At 32.6% G+C, this 18,346-nt stretch carries 9 protein-coding genes and 1 rRNA gene; 7 read left to right on the top strand and 3 right to left on the bottom strand.

Annotation, left to right across the window (positions count from 1 at the left end):
* The 3 genes from rrf to bioB form a co-directional block, all read left to right on the top strand.
* Positions 1-92, top strand: a 5S ribosomal RNA gene (gene rrf / locus GGR97_RS07025); the annotation flags it as partial.
* A gap of 595 nt (positions 93-687) precedes the next feature.
* Positions 688-1,845: a beta-ketoacyl synthase N-terminal-like domain-containing protein gene (locus GGR97_RS07020; protein WP_167897807.1), complete on the top strand. Its 1,158-nt coding sequence runs from the start codon at positions 688-690 to the stop codon at positions 1,843-1,845.
* Positions 1,846-1,895: 50 nt separating this feature from the next.
* A complete protein-coding gene (gene bioB / locus GGR97_RS07015) occupies positions 1,896-3,008 on the top strand; it encodes a biotin synthase BioB (RefSeq protein WP_167897806.1) in 1,113 nt (370 codons plus the stop codon).
* Positions 3,009-3,061: 53 nt separating this feature from the next.
* Here the strand turns inward: bioB and GGR97_RS07010 are convergent, their stop codons facing one another.
* A complete protein-coding gene (locus GGR97_RS07010) occupies positions 3,062-4,603 on the bottom strand; it encodes a glycerol-3-phosphate dehydrogenase/oxidase (protein WP_245229470.1) in 1,542 nt (513 codons plus the stop codon).
* A gap of 117 nt (positions 4,604-4,720) precedes the next feature.
* On the opposite strand from GGR97_RS07010, the gene dnaE reads away from it, so the two are divergent.
* Positions 4,721-9,214: a DNA polymerase III subunit alpha gene (gene dnaE, locus GGR97_RS07005; RefSeq protein WP_167897804.1), complete on the top strand. Its 4,494-nt coding sequence runs from the start codon at positions 4,721-4,723 to the stop codon at positions 9,212-9,214.
* Positions 9,215-9,279: 65 nt separating this feature from the next.
* On the opposite strand, the gene gldJ is transcribed toward dnaE, so the two are convergent.
* On the bottom strand, positions 9,280-11,019 hold the full coding sequence (gene gldJ, locus GGR97_RS07000) for a gliding motility lipoprotein GldJ (protein ID WP_245229469.1): 1,740 nt from the start codon (positions 11,017-11,019) through the stop codon (positions 9,280-9,282).
* Between the two features lie 94 nt (positions 11,020-11,113).
* On the opposite strand from gldJ, the gene porU reads away from it, so the two are divergent.
* The 3 genes from porU to GGR97_RS06985 all read left to right on the top strand — a co-directional run bounded on the left by porU (position 11,114) and on the right by GGR97_RS06985 (position 17,279).
* A complete protein-coding gene (gene porU / locus GGR97_RS06995) occupies positions 11,114-15,019 on the top strand; it encodes a type IX secretion system sortase PorU (protein ID WP_167897803.1) in 3,906 nt (1,301 codons plus the stop codon).
* A 17-nt stretch (positions 15,020-15,036) separates the two neighbouring features.
* Positions 15,037-16,143, top strand: coding sequence for a type IX secretion system outer membrane channel protein PorV (porV, locus tag GGR97_RS06990; RefSeq protein ID WP_209272332.1), 1,107 nt, complete (start codon positions 15,037-15,039; stop codon positions 16,141-16,143).
* 65 nt (positions 16,144-16,208) lie between these two features.
* Positions 16,209-17,279 carry a 3-oxoacyl-ACP synthase III family protein gene (locus GGR97_RS06985; RefSeq protein ID WP_167897802.1) on the top strand — a complete coding sequence of 357 codons (1,071 nt, stop codon included), beginning with the start codon at positions 16,209-16,211 and terminating at the stop codon, positions 17,277-17,279.
* A 7-nt stretch (positions 17,280-17,286) separates the two neighbouring features.
* Here GGR97_RS06985 and tsaD read toward each other — a convergent pair whose 3' ends face one another.
* Positions 17,287-18,309, bottom strand: a complete 1,023-nt coding sequence (gene tsaD, locus GGR97_RS06980) for a tRNA (adenosine(37)-N6)-threonylcarbamoyltransferase complex transferase subunit TsaD (protein ID WP_167897801.1) — start codon at positions 18,307-18,309, stop codon at positions 17,287-17,289.
* Between the last annotated feature and the right edge of the window lie 37 nt (positions 18,310-18,346).

Below are 18,346 nucleotides of genomic sequence, written 5' to 3'. Positions count from 1 at the left end.
AGGGCTCACCTCTTCCCATTCCGAACAGAGCAGTTAAGCCTATTAGCGCAGATGGTACTATCGTTAGATGGGAGAGTATGTCATCGCCTTTTTTTATACTGAATTAAATTCAGTATTTATAGACCCTGAACTAGCTTCAGGGTTTTTTATTATATAAAACTTCATTCATTAACTTGAATGAAGTTTTTTTTTGCGCTATAATTAAATGAATTCTGTGCCAAATATGAGAATATACAAGCGAGCATACATCTCGACTCAGCTCGATGATCTTAGAGTGATAATTGGTTGTTAGGAGAGTTATAAATTTATATTGTTTGGGTTCTGTGTTAAAGATGTTAATATAAAAGTGAGAATACATCTCTACTCTATTCTATGACCTTAGATTTTACCTTAAATGTTGATATGGTTGTACTTGATTTGCATTAGTGATTGACTGGTATGTTTGAGCTCTTTTAAAAGGTTCTCAATCATACTTCACTATGGTCAGTATAATCTCGAGTACCTTTTGAAAAGCGAGTAAGGAAAGCACGACCCTTCCAAAGCTTTGGTAGGGGAATGCCCTAAAATAACTCTTATAATGTGTATGTTTTTAAAACTTAATGTATAATAATTTTATTGATGAAGTTATAGGATTATTGTAATTGAGGACTTTGTATAATGCTTATATTTGCCTTTAGTTTATTATTTATGGATATTATTTCAATAACAGGTTATGGTTCGTTATCAGCATTAGGAAATTCTAATGATTCTGTTTGGAAATCCTATAAAAAGGAGCAACATTTTTTAGAAGTGTTAACTTTTGATAAAGTCTCTGGTTTGGTAAGTAAATTACCTAAAGATTTAGAAATTGAAATAGATGCTTTAAGAAATTCTAATTCTAAATATCAGAATTTGGATAGGACTGTTTTGATGGCAATTTACGTTGGAAGAAAAGCAATTAAATCTGCAAATTGGACTTGCAAATCTACTTTTGGAATTAATATAGGTTCTTCTAGAGGGGCGACTAGTCTATTTGAAGAATTCTATGATGACTTTGTAAACAATGATCTTGGAAAAACACATCCTTTAACATCTCCTACAACCACATTGGGAAATTTATCTACTTGGGTTGCTGATGATTTGCAATCACAGGGACCGACAATTTCTCATTCGATTACTTGTTCTACAGGATTACATGCTGTTTTGAATGGGGTTGCTTGGATAAATTCTGGCATGTCTGATAGGTTTTTAGTAGGTGCTACAGAAGCTCCTAATACTGCTTTTACCATTGCACAAATGCAATCCATTAAAATTTATGCTGAGAACAAAGGAAGTTTTCCTAGTAGATCTTTAGATTTTGACAAGAAAAGAAATACAATGTGTTTAGGAGAAGGTGCTGCTGTTTTCTGTTTGGAAAAGGGAGTAAAAGAAAATGCGTTGGCTTATATAGAATCTGTAGGGTATGCCACTGAAAAATTAAAGCACAATATTTCTATTACTGATGATGCTGATTGTTTCCAAGATTCAATGAAAATGGCTTTAAAAAACAGTGAAGGGAGTATAGATGTAATTGTTATGCATGCACCGGGAACCATTAAAGGTGATACTTCTGAATACAATGCTATTACTAAAGTATTTGGAGAGCACATGCCTGCTATTACCTCTAACAAATGGAAAATAGGACATACATTAGGTACATCTGGTAGTTTAAGTATGGAATTAGCCTTGTTAATGCTAGAACATCAAGAGTTTATAGGAATTCCATATCTATCCGATTTAAAATATCCTGAAAAGATAAATAGAATTATGGTAAATGCTGTTGGTTTTGGAGGCAATGCAGTGAGTATTGTTTTAAAGAGAAAATAGTATTTATTAGTTACAAATTTTAGTATTTTTACCCAATCAAAAACAAACTTATGAGTGAAGTAAGACATAACTGGACGAAGGAGGAGATTCTTGAGATATACAACAAACCTTTGATGGAGTTATTATATGAGGCAGCTACTATACATAGATTGCATCATGATCCTAATGCGGTACAAGTATCCACTTTATTGTCTATAAAAACAGGAGGCTGTTCTGAAGATTGCGGATATTGTCCACAAGCAGCTCGTTATCATACAGATATTGATGGAAACGAATTGATGCCTGTTCAACAAGTAAAAGCACAAGCTTTAAGAGCAAAAGCTTCTGGATCTTCTAGAGTTTGTATGGGAGCATCATGGAGAAATGTAAAAGACGGACCTGAGTTTGATGAAGTTTTAGAAATGGTAAGAACCATTAATAAATTAGATATGGAAGTTTGCTGTACTTTAGGTATGGTAACTGAAAATCAGGCAAAACGTTTAGCTGAAGCAGGATTGTATGCTTATAACCATAACTTAGATTCATCTGAAGAATATTATAAAGAAGTAATTTCTACTAGAGGATACCAAGATAGATTAGATACTATTGACAACGTTCGTAAAACAAATGTTACTGTTTGTTCTGGAGGAATTATTGGAATGGGAGAATCTATAGAAGATAGAGCTGGAATGTTAGTTGCCTTGTCTACATTAAGTCCACAACCAGAATCTACACCAATTAATGCATTGGTAGCTGTGGAAGGAACTCCATTAGAAGATCAACAACCTGTAGAAATATGGGATATGGTAAGAATGGTAGCCACTACAAGAATTGTAATGCCAGAAACGCAAGTACGTTTATCTGCAGGTAGAACACAAATGAGTCAAGAAGGACAAGCATTTTGTTTCTTTGCAGGTGCTAATTCAATATTTGCAGGAGATAAATTATTAACTACTCCAAATCCTGATGTAAATGAGGATATGAAATTGTTTGCAAAATTAGGATTAAACGCAATGAAACCTTTTACTAAGAAGGTTCAACCTAAGTCTGTTTCTGCTGAAGAATCTGAATATCAACCTTTGGGAGAAAATCCTAAATGGACAAGACCAGAACATAAAATTGCTAGAAACGAAGAGGCTAAGCAAAAAGCTAAAGAAATTAGAGCTGCTGAAAAAGCAGAATAAATTTAAAAATATATTTTTTAAAAAGCCCATAGAATTTGTTATATGGGCTTTTTTTAGGTTAATAGGTATTGTTGTGCTAATTTTTTTAAATCAACAATTTGTTTTTCTTTCCACTCGTTACTCATAGCTAAGTGTTCTTGTAATAAATCTGCTACAGATTCAGCAACATCAATACAGGCTTGTGCATCTAAAAATAACAACCGTATTCTTCTTGCTAAAATATCTTCAATAGTTTTGGCATCTTCTTTTTGAATAGCCCATACTACTTGCGCTTTTATAAAAGGATAATTTGGATGAATTTTCTCTTTTAATTTGGGATTTATATCTCCTAATTTTTTGATATGTTTACTATCGGTACCATAAATACTTAATGGGTTTTGTTCTGATTTTTGTTTTTGATGACCATGTATATTTAAAAATTCAGTTTCAGACTTTACAAAAGGGACTACAGCTACCATTGTTGCTTTATCTACGGTATCTTCTGCCATTTTTCTGTAAGTAGTCCATTTACCTCCAGCAATACTAATCAACCCACTTTTACTTACTTCTATAACATGTTCTCTAGATATTTCGGCAGTATTTTCTGCATTACCATTTTTTACCAAAGGACGTAAACCTACAAAAACACTTTTTATATCTTTTTTAGTTGGGTTTTTGGTTAAGTATTTACCTGTATGCGTTAGTAAAAAATCAATCTCTTTTTCTTTTGGTAAGGGCTCAGAATCGTATTTTGAAACCGGAGTATCTGTGGTTCCAATAATTATTTTATCATGCCAAGGGACTGCAAACAAAACTCTTCCATCTTCAGTTTCAGGAATCATAATAGCAGTGTCACTTGGTAAAAAACTTTTATCTAAAACAATATGGACACCTTGGCTACTTGTCATTATTTTAGGAATGCTAGGATTGTCTTTTTGTCTAATACTATCAGAAAACACACCTGTAGCATTAATGATAGACTTTGCTTTTATTTGATACTTCTCTTTTGTAAAAACATTTTGAATGGTAGCTCCATCAATTAAACTTTGATCGTTTTTAGAAAACTCTAAAAATTGTGTGTAATTTAAAACTGTAGCCCCTTGTTCTTTGGCTGTTTGCATCATATTCACAAGTAAACGAGTATCATCAAATTGTCCATCGTGATAAATAACACCACCTCTTAACCCTTCTTGACTAACAGTAGGAATGTATGCAATGGTTTCTTCTTTAGATAAAAATTCAGAATCTCCAAACCCTTCTTTTCCTGCTAACCAATCATATAATTTTAAACCAATTCCGTAAAAAGGACTTTCCCACCAATCGTAAGTAGGCACCACAAACTTTAAATCGTGTACAATATGTGGAGCGTTTCTTTTTAAAATGGCACGTTCCTTTAAAGCTTCTAAAACCAAAGAAAAATTTCCTTGTTGTAAGTATCTAACACCACCATGAATTAATTTGGTACTTTTGCTAGAGGTCCCTTTTCCGTAATCGTCCTTTTCAATCAATAAGGTTTTATAACCTCTAGAGGCTGCATCAATAGCAGATCCCATACCTGTGGCACCACCACCAATGATTACAATGTCCCAAAGTGTATTTTCTAGTATTTGTTTCATAAGAGTAAGCATTCAAGCTATCTTAAATGTAAGATAATTTTAAATTGATTACTATTTTATTTTTAGGGATTCAATCCTCAATATTTTGTATTTTTAAACCTTCCCAAAACAGAATATATGTACTTGATTTTTGATACTGAAACTACTGGATTACCAAAGAGTTACAAAGCTCCTATGACAGATACAGATAACTGGCCTAGGTGTATACAAATTGCTTGGCAGTTGCATGATGATATGGGACGTGTGTTAGAGCACGATAATTTTATGGTGCAACCAGATGGTTTTAACATTCCTTTTGATTCTGAAAAAATACATGGTATTTCTACAGAATTGGCTCAGGAGCAAGGGATTGCTTTAAAAGAATGTTTAGAAAGGTTCAATATTGTTTTAGGGAAATCTAAGTTTTTAGTAGGACAAAATGTTACGTTTGATGTAAACATTATGGGGGCTGAATTTATTAGAGGGGGAATTACTCCCAACTTTAAAGCTTTTGAGTTTGATAGTTTTGATATTGAAGCTTATAATTTTAATACCAAAGCTCCCAAAAATAGAGTTTTGGCTATTGATGATTTGGTAGAAGATGATAAAAATTCTTTGGGAATTTTAGATACCTGTACAGAGGTTACGGCTAGTATGTGTCAGATTCCTGGAGGTAGAGGAGGAAAGTTTAAACTACCAACGTTAACAGAATTACATCATTATTTATTTGGTGTTGGTTTTGGAGAAGCTCACAATGCAACTGCCGATGTGGAGGCAACGACTCGTTGTTTCTTTGAATTAATCAGAAAACAAGTTTTTACCCAAGAACAGTTAGATGTTCCTCAAGATTATTTTACCAATTTTAAAACAGTAAATCCAGGTCCTATTCAGGTTATAGGTTTAAAACATTTAAACTTAAAACAGGAAAGTTCTAAAATCCGTAAAAGACAATCGGAACAAGCAGGAGCTGCCGGAAAAGGAATTAATGTAAAAGCAAGTTTAGAAAAACTAAAAGAGGTTTCTTTTGCTCATTTACACAACCATACGCAATATTCCATTTTACAATCTACTATAGAAATTGGAGCTTTGGTAAATACATCTGGAGCACATAATATGTCTGCTGTAGCTATGACGGATACAGGAAACATGATGGCTGCTTTCCATTTTACCAATGCCGTATCTAATTACAACAAAGGAATTCAAGCACAAAAAGCCGAAGCCGAAGAAAAAGGAGAAAATTTTGATGGAAAAGAATTAATTCCTATTGTTGGATGTGAGTTTAATGTTTGTGAAAATCATTTAGACAAAACAAAAAAAGACAATGGTAATCAGGTTGTTTTATTAGCAAAAAACAGAAAAGGTTATCAAAATTTGGCAAAAATGTCATCCATAGCCTTTGTTGATGGATTTTATTATGTACCTAGAATTGATAGAAAAGTTGTAGAGCAATATAAAGAAGATGTAATTGCATTAACTGGAAATTTATATGGTGAAGTTCCTAGTAAAATTTTAAATGTTGGTGAAAAGCAAGCCGAAGAAGCTTTGGTTTGGTGGAAAGAGCAATTTGGAGATGATTTGTATATAGAAATCATGAGACATGGTCAGGAAGATGAAAATGTTGTAAACAAAGTATTGCTAGAGTTTGCTGATAAATATGATATAAAAATTGTTGCTACAAATAACACTTTCTACATCAATCAAGAAGATGCCAATGCACATGATATTTTACTGTGTGTAAAAGATGGAGAAAAACAAGCCACTCCAAAAGGACGTGGAAGAGGCTATCGTTATGGATTGCCAAACGATCAATATTACTTTAAAACTCCCGATGAAATGAAGGAGTTATTTGCCGATTTACCTGAAGCAATTATCAATATTCAGGAATTGGTAGATAAAATTACTCCGTTTACTTTGGCTAGTGATGTATTGTTACCTGCTTTTGATATTCCCGAAGAATTTAAAGATCCTAAAGATTTAGAAGACGGAGGTAAAAGAGGAGAAAACAACTTTTTAGGTCATTTAGTTTACGAAGGAGCTAAAAAAAGATACGGAGAAATTACCGAGGTCATAAAAGAAAGATTAGATCTTGAATTGGATGTAATTGCCAAAACAGGATATCCAGGGTATTTCTTAATTGTAGAAGATTTTATTAGAGCGGCTAGAGCTATGGGGGTTTCCGTAGGGCCAGGTCGTGGATCTGCAGCAGGATCTGTTGCCGCTTATTGTTTGTGGATTACCAATATAGATCCTATTAAGTACGATTTACTTTTTGAGAGATTCTTGAATCCGGAACGTGTATCCATGCCCGATATTGATATTGATTTTGATGATGAAGGTCGTGGACGAGTTATTGATTATGTAATTGATAAATATGGAGCCAATCAGGTAGCGCAAATTATTACCTATGGTACCATGGCAGCAAAATCTTCTATTAGAGATACTGCCCGTGTACTAGATTTACCTTTGTTTGAAGCCGATAGAATTGCCAAGTTAATTCCTGGAATGAAGCTGAAAAAGATTTTTGGTTTAGATGATAAAGAATTAGCTGCTAAGTTAAGATCCGAGGAAGTTGAAATGGTAAATGAGCTAAAGCGAATTTCCGAAGGAAATGGGCTAGAAGCAGAAACCATAAACAAGGCAAGAGTTTTAGAAGGATCTGTTAGAAATACAGGAATTCACGCCTGTGGGGTAATTATTACTCCCGATGATATTACCAAGTTTGTACCTGTAGCTTTAGCTAAGGATTCTGATATGTATGTTACCCAGTTTGATAACTCGGTAGTAGAAAGTGCAGGTTTACTAAAAATGGACTTCTTGGGGTTAAAAACATTAACCCTAATTAAGCATGCTTGTAAAATTGTAAAGGCTAGGCATAATGTAGACTTAGATCCTGAAAGTTTTCCTATTGATGATGTAAAAACATATGAACTGTTCCAGAGAGGAGAAACTGTTGGTATTTTCCAATACGAATCTCCTGGAATGCAAAAGTACATGCGTGAATTAAAGCCGACAGTTTTTGCAGATTTAATTGCAATGAACGCATTGTATAGACCTGGACCTTTAGAATACATTCCCAACTTTATTGATCGTAAACATGGACGAGAAGAAATTGTTTACGATTTACCAGATATGGATGAATATCTGGCAGAGACTTATGGAATTACAGTATATCAAGAGCAGGTAATGTTACTCTCTCAGAGTTTGGCAGGATTTACCAAAGGTCAAGCCGATACACTGCGTAAAGCCATGGGTAAAAAGCAGATTGCTGTACTGGCAAAAATGAAACCTTTGTTTGTGGAACAAGCCGCTGCTAAAGGATATGATCCTGTTAAATTAGAAAAAGTTTGGAAAGACTGGGAAGCATTTGCATCCTATGCCTTTAACAAATCTCACTCTACTTGTTATGCATGGATTGCTTATCAAACAGCATATTTAAAAGCCCATTATCCTGCTGAATATATGGCATCGGTGTTGTCTAACAACATGAATGACATTAAGCAGGTTACCTTTTTTATGGAGGAGTGTAAACGTATGGGCTTAACCGTTTTGGGACCAGATGTAAATGAATCTTATGCAAAGTTTTCTGTAAATGATGAAGGAGCTGTACGTTTTGGAATGGCAGCTATTAAAGGAGTTGGAGGAATTGCTGTGGATGGAATTATTAACGAACGAAAGGAAAATGGACCTTTTACTTCTATTTTTGATGTAGCCAAGCGTGTAGATTTAAGGACATGTAATAAGAAAGCGTTTGAAGGTTTAGCACTAGCGGGGGGATTTGATTCTTTTGGAGATGTACATAGAGCTCAGTTTTTTGCTCAAGATGAAAAGGGAATGACCTTTTTAGAAAAAGCAATGAAGTTTGGACATGCTTATCAAGAAAGTATGAATTCATCGCAAGTATCTTTATTTGGAGAAGCTTCTGATGTACAGTTACCTGAACCTTTAGTCCCTCCTTGTGAAACTTGGGGAACTATGGAAACTTTGTCTAAAGAAAAAGAAGTAGTAGGTATTTATATTTCTGCCCATCCTTTAGATGATTATAAAAATGAAATGCGTTTTACCAATTGTAGTGTAAGCATGTTTAAAGAAGATTTAAAACAGCATGTTGGTAAAAACTTTTCGTTTGCAGGAATATTAACTAGTGCAGAGCATAGAATTGCCAAAAACGGAAATGGTTGGGGTTCGTTTGTTGTTGAAGATTATATGGATTCTCATGAATTTAGATTATTTGGGGAAGACTACTTACGTTATCAACATATGTTAGTACCCAATTCATTTTTATATATAAGTGGTACAATTCAAAGAGGTTGGATGCAGAAAGATGGATCTGAAGGAGCTCCTAGAGAGAAGTTTTCTGATTTTTCTTTACTATCCGATATTATGGACAAAAAGTGTAAGAAAATTACATTTAAAATGAGGTTACATGAAATTACGGAGGAAAGAATTGAGCAGTTAGAAATGTTGCTGTCTGGGTTTACAGGAGAAGGAGCAAAACAAACTATAGGGTTTAACTTAATATCAGAAAAAGATAGGATAGATATAGAAATGCCCTCAAGAACTTACAAACTAAATATAACCTCGGAGTTATTTGAGTATTTAGACAAAGAAGGATTTGAGTATAAGTTGAACTAATATCCGAACATAAAAAAAGGAAGTAATTTATAAATTACTTCCTTTTTTTATGTTGGGATTATATTTTAGTAGTAAGATACGTTAAAAGGAGATCTTTTCACTTTTTCATGACCTTCTCCAACTTTACTAACAACACATCTAAATCCAATGTAGTCTGTAGACATGTATTCTTCTAAATATCTTCTTTGAGATGGATCTAACCAAAACTCTCTATCTTTCCAAGAACCACCTTTGTATACTCTAGAGTAATTCGTAATTAGTGTTGTTCTAGGTTTGTCATCATATGTATACTCTAATTTTCCAGTTTCCTCATTTATTTTAGGAGTAGGAATAATTGGAGCGTTGTACATTCTTTTTCTTCTCTCAGGATCTTCTTCTAAATAAGTTCTAGATGATGCTAAATCACCATCAGCATAATCTCTATTATCTGCTCTTTGATAATTAGGACTTAAATAAGAATCGTTTTTAGAAATATTTTCCTTAATAATTTGACCTGGAAGTACTGTTGGAACAATTTTACCATTTGGTAAAGTATCATAAACAATATCTCTATAAGTGGCAATCATTACATTTCCGTTTTCATCAAACTTAGGTTTTCTAAATACGTTACCTCTAGCATAACTAAAGTCGTTTAAGTTGGTGTCCATTTCTGGTCTGTACACATCAAAAACCCATTCAGCTACATTTCCTGCCATATCGTACAATCCAAATGCGTTTGGAGGGTAGCTTCTTACAGGGGTTGTTATGTCTCCATAATCAGAGCTCCATCCAGCAATACCGCTATAATCTCCTTTACCTTGTTTAAAGTTAGCGTGCTGTACATAATATCTACTTTGTAAATCTCTTGTGCTTTCTCCATTCCAAGCATATTTCTTTCTACCTCTAATAGAGTTAAAAAATCTATTTTCAACATCTGCTTTGGCAGCATATTCCCACTCAACTTCAGTTGGTAATCTGTATGATGGTGATGGTGAATGTTTATCTATATTTAGTACAATATCTTTTTTATCTACCACAGCATTTACAATAACAGAATCTGTTTCTTGATATTCTGGAGTTGTTACATATTCTGTATAGATAGAATAATCTCCGTTAAATAATAATTTAGGATCTGTTTCAAAAACTTCTGCATCAAAGTGGTTTCTACCTTCAACTGTAATTTTTTTGTTGGTGTATAAAGGTTTTAAGACACCGTCTTCCATTAATTTTTTTTCTGTAATTCTGTCAGTTCTCCATTTACAGTAATCATTTGCTTGTCTCCAACTAACACCAACTACAGGGTAGTTTTCAAAAGCTCTATGTCTTAAGTAATTTTTAGACAAACCACCATCGTGACCTAAAGGATTTTTCCAAACATCTTCGTTAGGAACTGCAGCAGCGTAAATGTGCTTGTATTTAGGGTTGTCTGGAGGAAATACTTTTTTTAACCAATCTAAATAGATTAAATATTCTCTGTTGGTTACTTCGGTATCATCAATGTAAAAACTTTGAACATGAACTGTTTTTGGGCTATTGTTAATACCTCCCATAACATCTTGTTGTGTTTGTCCCATAACAAAAACACCACCTTCTACTAATACCATGTTATCAGTAATTTCTTGACCTCCGTTAGGAGATAACTTAGAAAGACCACCGTTTTCTGGTAAACTAAAATCAAAACCAATGTTTTCAGAATATCTATCTGGATTAAGGTTTTGTTGGTTGTAACAGCTTGTTAAACAGATTAGTAAAGTAAAGCTAGATATTAAAGGGAATTTTATGAATTTTCTCATAAAGAAAGGAATCACTATATTGTTAATTGTCATGCAAGATATCATATAATACTTAATTACACAATTTAAATATGTTGTGTAATTGAGAAGTTTGAAATCATTATATTCGTGAAATAATTAGACCAAAATGAAACTACGCTACTTAGTCTTTTCTTTATTAAGTACCTTAAGCATATTTAGCCAAGAAAAAATAAATTTTACTTTAGATTGGAACCAAGTATACGAGCCTGTTTTACAGAAAAATATACTACTAGCAAACCATGTAACTCTAAATCAAGATTTGCAACCTGTGTTTGCGTATCAGTTTAAGACTAAAGGGGGAGTTTCTCTGGGAACCTATAACTTTTTAAATATTACTACTAAAAAGTTAGCCACAAATGAAATGAGTAGTATTGATCTAAATTTACTACCTAATAGTTTTAATCCATTGATTAGAATTGTAAAAGAAAGAGAAAAAAATGTGGCTGTAATAGAGGCTAACCCTATATATAAATTAGCTAATGGAGAGGTTGTAAAAGTTATGTCTTTTGATGTTAGTTACAATATAACAACTAATGGAACGTCTAAATTAGCTAAAGTAAATAATACAAATGCACAAATTAATTCTGTTTTAAGCAGTGGTACTTGGTACAAAATAGCTGTAGATAAGTCTGGTGTATTTAAAATGGATGCTGATTTTTTAAATTCTATAGGTATTAACGTATCGTCTATAAATCCAAAACAAATTCGTGTTTTTGGAAATGGAGGAGTTATGTTACCTGAGTTGTTAAGTAGGTCTAGAAAAGAAGATTTAGTAGAAAATGCAATTGTAGTTTCTGGAGAAAATGATAATGTGTTTAATAACAATGATTATGTTTTGTTTTATGCACAAGGACCTATTGACTGGGAGTTAAATTCAAAAAACGACATTTCTCACATTCAAAATATCTACAGTAATTATGCTTATTATTTTATTAATGTAGATTCTGGTGTTAATGGTAAAAGAATCCAAACAAGTGGAATAGTTAATCAGGCAGCTACAAAAAGTATTACAACTTTTACAGATTATCAGTTTCACGAAAAAGAATTGATGAACTACATAAGAGTGGGTAAAAGATGGTTTGGTGAAGATTTTACAGTAAATAACACACAGTCATTTGAGTTTGATTTTCCTAATATTGATGTTACAGCTCCAGTTTTAGTAAAAGGATCTTTTACAGGATTGTCTAGCAGTACAGTAACCAATTATCAAGTGTTTTATGATGATAATGATGGGGATTCTAGTAATAATCTTCAAGTAATGTCTGCTACTATTGCTACTACAAGTTCATCAGCATTTAGAGATAATTTAGTTACAGGTAGTTTTACACCTCAAAACGCAAATGTTAAGTTAGATGTTACCTGGAATAATAGTGGAGATTTATCTGCCTTAGCTCACTTAGATTATTTAGAAGTAATAGCAAACAGAGTATTAAGAGCAACAGGGAAACAATTTAAATTTTTAAATTTTGATTCTACTTTAGCTTCAGAAATATTAGAGTATAACATTGCTAATGATTCAGAAATTGATGCTGTATGGAATGTTACAGATCCAAATAATGTAAAGAGTCTTCAAGATACAGATATAGCTTCTAGTACTTTTAAATTTAAAGAAATTACCAATGGTACCCTTACTAAGTATCATGTGGTAAAAGAGTCATCAGCTTATGTACCTATTAAGTTAGCAAGTTCAGCAAATGTGGTAAATCAAAATTTACATGGACTTACAGATGTTCAATATTTAATTGTTACCACAAGTGCTTTAAAAGAACAGGCAGAAAGATTGGCAAATTACCATAGAAACAATACAGTAATTTCTGATACAAATAATGCTTTCTTAAATGTTAAGGTGGTTGAGTTGGAACAGATTTACAATGAGTTTTCATCAGGAGGACCAGATGTAACAGCTATTAGAGATTTTGCAAAGTATTTGTATGATAATGGATCTTCTGACGAGACTAGATTAAAATATTTATGTTTGTTTGGAGATGCAAGTATAGATTATAAGGGGATTAAGTATCCTAATACAAATTTAGTTCCTGTATATTTATCTACAAGAAGTACAAGTTTAACAAATTCATATAATACAGATGATTACTATGGATACTTGGATCAGACAGACGATACGAGTGATGATCAAGAGGTTTCTCCATCTGGGCAATTAGATATTTCTACAGGTAGAATTCCAGTAAAAACTGCACAGGAAGCAAAACAATTTGTAGACAAAACTTTAAATTATTATTCTTCTAAATCTTTTGGATCTTGGAAAAGTAAAATAACTTTATTAGGAGATGATGGTCAAGAAGGAACGGACCAAGGATTAATTAAGAATCTTGAGACTTCTGCATTAAAAATAGAAAACAATAACAAAAATTTAAATTTAGATAAGTTATATACTGATGCTTTTAAAGAAGAAATTACAGCAGGTGGTGGAAGATATCCGGGAATTAAAAAGCGATTTGATGATGCATTTAATAGAGGATCTTTAGTTATAAATTATTTTGGACACGGAAATGTTTCTGCTTTAGGAGAAGAAGTGTTTTTAGGTATTTCAGATATAAGAGGATTTAGAAACTTAAATAATTTACCACTATTTATTACCGTTACTTGTGATTTTTCTAGATTTGATGACCCTACAATTGTTTCTGGAGGAGAAGAATTAATAGAAAGTGCCTATGGAGGTGCTGGTTCTATGATTACCACATCAAGAGAAATTACTATTTTTTCTGGAGCTACTGTAAATAATAAGCTAGCAGATTATTTATATAGTTTTGATGGTAAATCTAGAACTATTGCAGAAGCCTTAAAAGATGTTAAAAATGATATTGTTTTAAGTAACGAGTTATTTGTATTCTTTTTTGGAGATCCTGCAATGAAATTATCTTTACCTAAAGAAGGGGTTGTCTTAAAAAAAGTACAAAAGCATATTACCAATGAAACTACAGGAGATGTAACATACCAAGATGTTTCTGAGTTAAACGGATTGTCTAAATTAAGAGTTACAGGAGAACTTCAAAACGATGGAGTTCTTAATCAAAATTTTAATGGAGAGTTATCCGTAGTTTTATATGATAAAGAAATTGATCGAAAAACATTACTGAATGAAGCAGGTGGTGTTACTAGTGCTAACCAAGGAAGTGTCGTAGAATTTAAATCTCTAGAAAATAAAGTGTTTGTAGGAAAGGCATCTGTGAACAATGGTAAATTTACTTTTGATTTTATTTTACCTAAAGATGTAAGTGTGTTTCCAGAAGATGCTAAATTCAGTTTTTATGCAGCCTCTAATAGCGAAGAAAGAATAGGAAGTAATTTTGATTATAAAGTAGGAGGAATAGATCCTGATGTTGTTGAAGATGATACTCCGCCAGAAATTCAGCTTTTTTTCGAAGATGAAACGTTTACCAATGGAGGAAGTACAACATCAACCCCAAGTTTATTGGCTAAAATTTACGATGAGAATGGAATAAACACATCTTTAAATTCTATTGGTCATAATATTTCTTTAGTAATAGATGGTGATTTAGCCAATCCAATATCGTTAAACGAATTTTATACAACCGAAAAAGATGACTATACCAATGGAGTTGTTAACTATGAATTACCAGAATTAGAAGTAGGAAATCATACAATTACATTTAAAGCTTGGGATTCACATAATAATTCTGCAACTCAAACGTTAAGTTTCTTTGTAGAAGAAAATACAGGGTTTAAATTAAGTAGAGTATTAAATTATCCTAACCCATTTATTAACCATACAGAGTTTTGGTTTAAGAATAATAGACAGGGAGATCCTTTAGAAATTAAAGTTCAAATCTATACTTTGTCAGGAAAATTAATTAAAACAATAAGATCATCAACCGATAATTCAGATGAAATACAAAGATCTGTTACTTGGGATGGAAGAGATGATTATGGAAATCGTTTAGGAAAAGGAGTATATCTATATAAATTAGTAGTAAAAAATTCTGTAACTGATGAAATAGACGAAAAAATTGAAAAACTAGTAATATTATAAAAACAGAAACAAACTATATGAGAATTTTAAAATTAAACCTAACTACTTTAGTTTTAACTGTGCTTTGTAGCGCACAGTTTTATGCCCAAGAAAATACAATTACCACAGTAGCTCCTTTTTTAAATATTGTAACAGATGCTAGAGCTGCGGCTATGGGAGATGTTGGGGTAGCATCAGGAGCCGATGGAAATGCTCTTTTTCATAATGCAGCTAAAATGGTGTTTCATAAAAACGAAGTTACTTTAGGAATTAACTACACACCTTGGTTACGTAACTTAACAGATGATATTTATGTTGGTAACTTTACCTATCAACAAAAAATAGATGAAAGAAGTGCTTTTGGTGGAGGTATAAAATACTTTAACTACGGAGAAATAGAAATTACACAATCTGGAGATAGTGGAACTAGTTCAAAAGGATCTCCTTATGAATTAGCACTAGATGCTGCGTATTCATTAAAATTAAGCGAAAACTATTCTATGGCGGTTGCGCTTAGGTACATTCGTTCAGATTTAAGTATTACAGGAACGTCTATTTCAGATATTCAACCATCAAATGGATTTGCCGTAGATATTTCTGGATACTATGTATCTAACGAAATGGCTTTTAGCGAATTTAATGGAGTTGCAAGAGCAGGTTTTAACATTAGTAACATTGGACCTAAAGTAAGCGTTTTAAATAGCGAAGGTTTTTTACCAACCAACTTAAAATTAGGAGGTGGTTTTGATTTTATTGTAGATGACTTTAATCAATTAGGAGTTACATTAGAATTCACAAAGTTATTAGTACCTACGGTAGATGGAGAAAATAAAAACTTTATAGAAGGAATGATTGCTTCTTTTGGTGATGCACCAGGCGGATTTAAAGAAGAATTACAAGAAGTTACTATAGGATTAGGTGCTGAGTATTTATATAACAATGCATTTGCATTTAGAGCAGGATACTTTAAAGAAAATGAAAATAAAGGAAATAGAAACTTTTTTACATTGGGAGCTGGTTTTAAAGCAAGTTCTTTTAATGTAGATATTTCTTATTTAGCAAGTAACTCGGTAGTAAACAACCCACTTGAAAACACACTTAGATTCTCGTTGTCTTTTGATTTAGGAGATATATACGAGTATTAATCCTAAAAATATATTTACATTTGAACCGGCATTCTATCAATGTCGGTTTTTTTATTTTATATCCTATGTATAATAACGTTATTATTTCAGGTACAGGAAGTGCCATACCCACTAAAGTAGTAAAGAACGCAGATTTTAAAAATCATGTGTTTTTAAATGAAGACGGTTCTCTTTTTGAAAAGGAGAATAGTGAGATTATTGAGAAATTTAATGCAATTACTGGTATTGAAGAGAGAAGGTATGCCGAGGATAGTGTAAATACCTCCGATTTGGCTACTCAGGCATCGGAACAAGCAATTCAATCCTCTGGTATTAATAAAGAAGATTTAGATTTAATTATAGTAGCTCATAACTTTGGAGATGTTAAAAAAGGAAGTATTCAAGGAGATATGTTGCCAAGTTTAGCAACCAGAGTTAAAAATAAATTAGGAATTGTAAATCCAAATTGTGTGGCTTATGATATTCTTTTTGGTTGCCCAGGTTGGGTACAAGGAATGATTCAAGCCAATCAAGCTATAAAGGCTGGAGATGCTAAAAAAGTATTAGTTATTGGTGCAGAAACTTTGTCTAGAGTTGTAGACCATAGCGATAGAGATAGTATGATTTTTGCCGATGGAGCAGGTGCTACTATTTTAGAGTTAAAAAAAGAAGATAAAGAAAGAGGAATTTTAACTACAGCTGCTCAAACGTATGCTTTAGAAGAAGCTGGATATTTATATTCAGGTCCAACTTTTAATCAAGAATTAGATCAAGACATTAATTACATTAAAATGTTAGGTCGTAAAATATATGAGTTTGCTTTAACAAAAGTACCCGCAGCTATTAAAGTAGCTATGGATAAAAGAGGTTTAGAAATAGATGATATTTCTAAAGTATTCTTACACCAAGCAAACGAAAAAATGGATGAAGCCATTATAAAAAGATTGTACAGATTGTACAGAAAACCTGTAAAAGGAAATGTAATGCCTATGTCTATTCAAAAATTAGGAAACAATTCCGTTGCTACGGTTCCTATTTTGTACGATATGGTTTTGCGTAATCAATTAGAAGGTCATTCAATAACTACAAATGATATTGTTGTTTTTGCATCTGTAGGAGCAGGAATGAATATTAATGCTATTACTTATAAAGTTTAATAAACTTTTAAGAGTTTACTTTTAATCTTGGATTTGCAGTAGCACTTTGGTTACTGTACAATCCAAGTTTGTATTTTTGATAAGCTGTAACAGCAATCATAGCAGCATTGTCTGTTGTGTATTCAAACTTAGGAATATAACTAGACCAACCAAAATGGGTTTGCGCAAGTGTTAAACGTTTTCTTATTTCTGAATTGGCAGACACTCCACCCGCAATAGCTACTTGTTTAATACTCGTTTCTTTTACTGCTTTTTTCAATTTATCCATCAATATTTCTGCAATGGTGTTTTGAACACTTGCACAAATATCATTTATGTTTTCTTCAATAAATTTAGGATTCTCTTTTAACTGCTTCTGAATAAAATATAAGATTCCTGTTTTTAATCCACTAAAACTAAAGTGATGTTCTTTTACTTTGGGTTTGGTAAATTTAAATACAGCATTACCTGTTTGCGCATATTTGTCTATTAACGGACCTCCAGGGTATGGCAATCCTAAGATTTTAGCAGTTTTGTCATAGGCTTCTCCCACAGCATCATCAATAGTTTCTCCTAAAATTTCCATTTCAAAATAATCATTCACTTTTACAATTTGAGTATGTCCTCCACTAATGGTTAAACACAAAAAAGGAAATGTTGGTTTTTTATCGTTGGCATCATCAATAAAATGGGCAAGAATATGAGCCTGCATATGATTAATAGCCAATAAAGGAATATCTAAAGCAAGAGCCATAGATTTAGCAAAAGAAGCTCCTACTAACAAAGATCCCATTAAACCAGGACCTTGTGTAAAAGCAATAGCACTTAAGTTTTCTTTAGAAATATTAGCCTCTTTTAAAGCGGCATCTACCACGGGTACAATGTTTTGTTGATGTGCTCTAGAAGCTAGTTCTGGAACCACACCACCATATTTTGAATGTATGTCTTGATTGGCAACAATATTAGATAGAATTTGTTCGTTACAAATTACAGAAGCACTTGTATCATCGCAAGAAGATTCTATGGCTAAGATGTATGTTTTATCAAGCATAATTAGAGTTTAATTAACTATTTTAGTGGCACAAATT

Source organism: Wenyingzhuangia aestuarii (genome assembly GCF_011927765.1).
Lineage (GTDB): Bacteria > Bacteroidota > Bacteroidia > Flavobacteriales > Flavobacteriaceae > Wenyingzhuangia > Wenyingzhuangia aestuarii.
The sequence above is the reverse complement of the archived record's forward strand: the minus strand, read 5'-3'. Positions and strand labels throughout refer to the sequence as shown.

Coding starts and splice junctions, on each gene's coding strand:
- tsaD (WP_167897801.1), bottom strand. CDS start 18,309: ATGCTTGATAAAACATACATCTTAGCCATAGAATCTTCTTGCGATGAT.
- porU (WP_167897803.1), top strand. CDS start 11,114: ATGAAACTACGCTACTTAGTCTTTTCTTTATTAAGTACCTTAAGCATA.
- GGR97_RS06985 (WP_167897802.1), top strand. CDS start 16,209: ATGTATAATAACGTTATTATTTCAGGTACAGGAAGTGCCATACCCACT.
- bioB (WP_167897806.1), top strand. CDS start 1,896: ATGAGTGAAGTAAGACATAACTGGACGAAGGAGGAGATTCTTGAGATA.
- GGR97_RS07010 (WP_245229470.1), bottom strand. CDS start 4,603: ATGAAACAAATACTAGAAAATACACTTTGGGACATTGTAATCATTGGT.
- porV (WP_209272332.1), top strand. CDS start 15,037: ATGAGAATTTTAAAATTAAACCTAACTACTTTAGTTTTAACTGTGCTT.
- dnaE (WP_167897804.1), top strand. CDS start 4,721: ATGTACTTGATTTTTGATACTGAAACTACTGGATTACCAAAGAGTTAC.
- gldJ (WP_245229469.1), bottom strand. CDS start 11,019: ATGACAATTAACAATATAGTGATTCCTTTCTTTATGAGAAAATTCATA.
- GGR97_RS07020 (WP_167897807.1), top strand. CDS start 688: ATGGATATTATTTCAATAACAGGTTATGGTTCGTTATCAGCATTAGGA.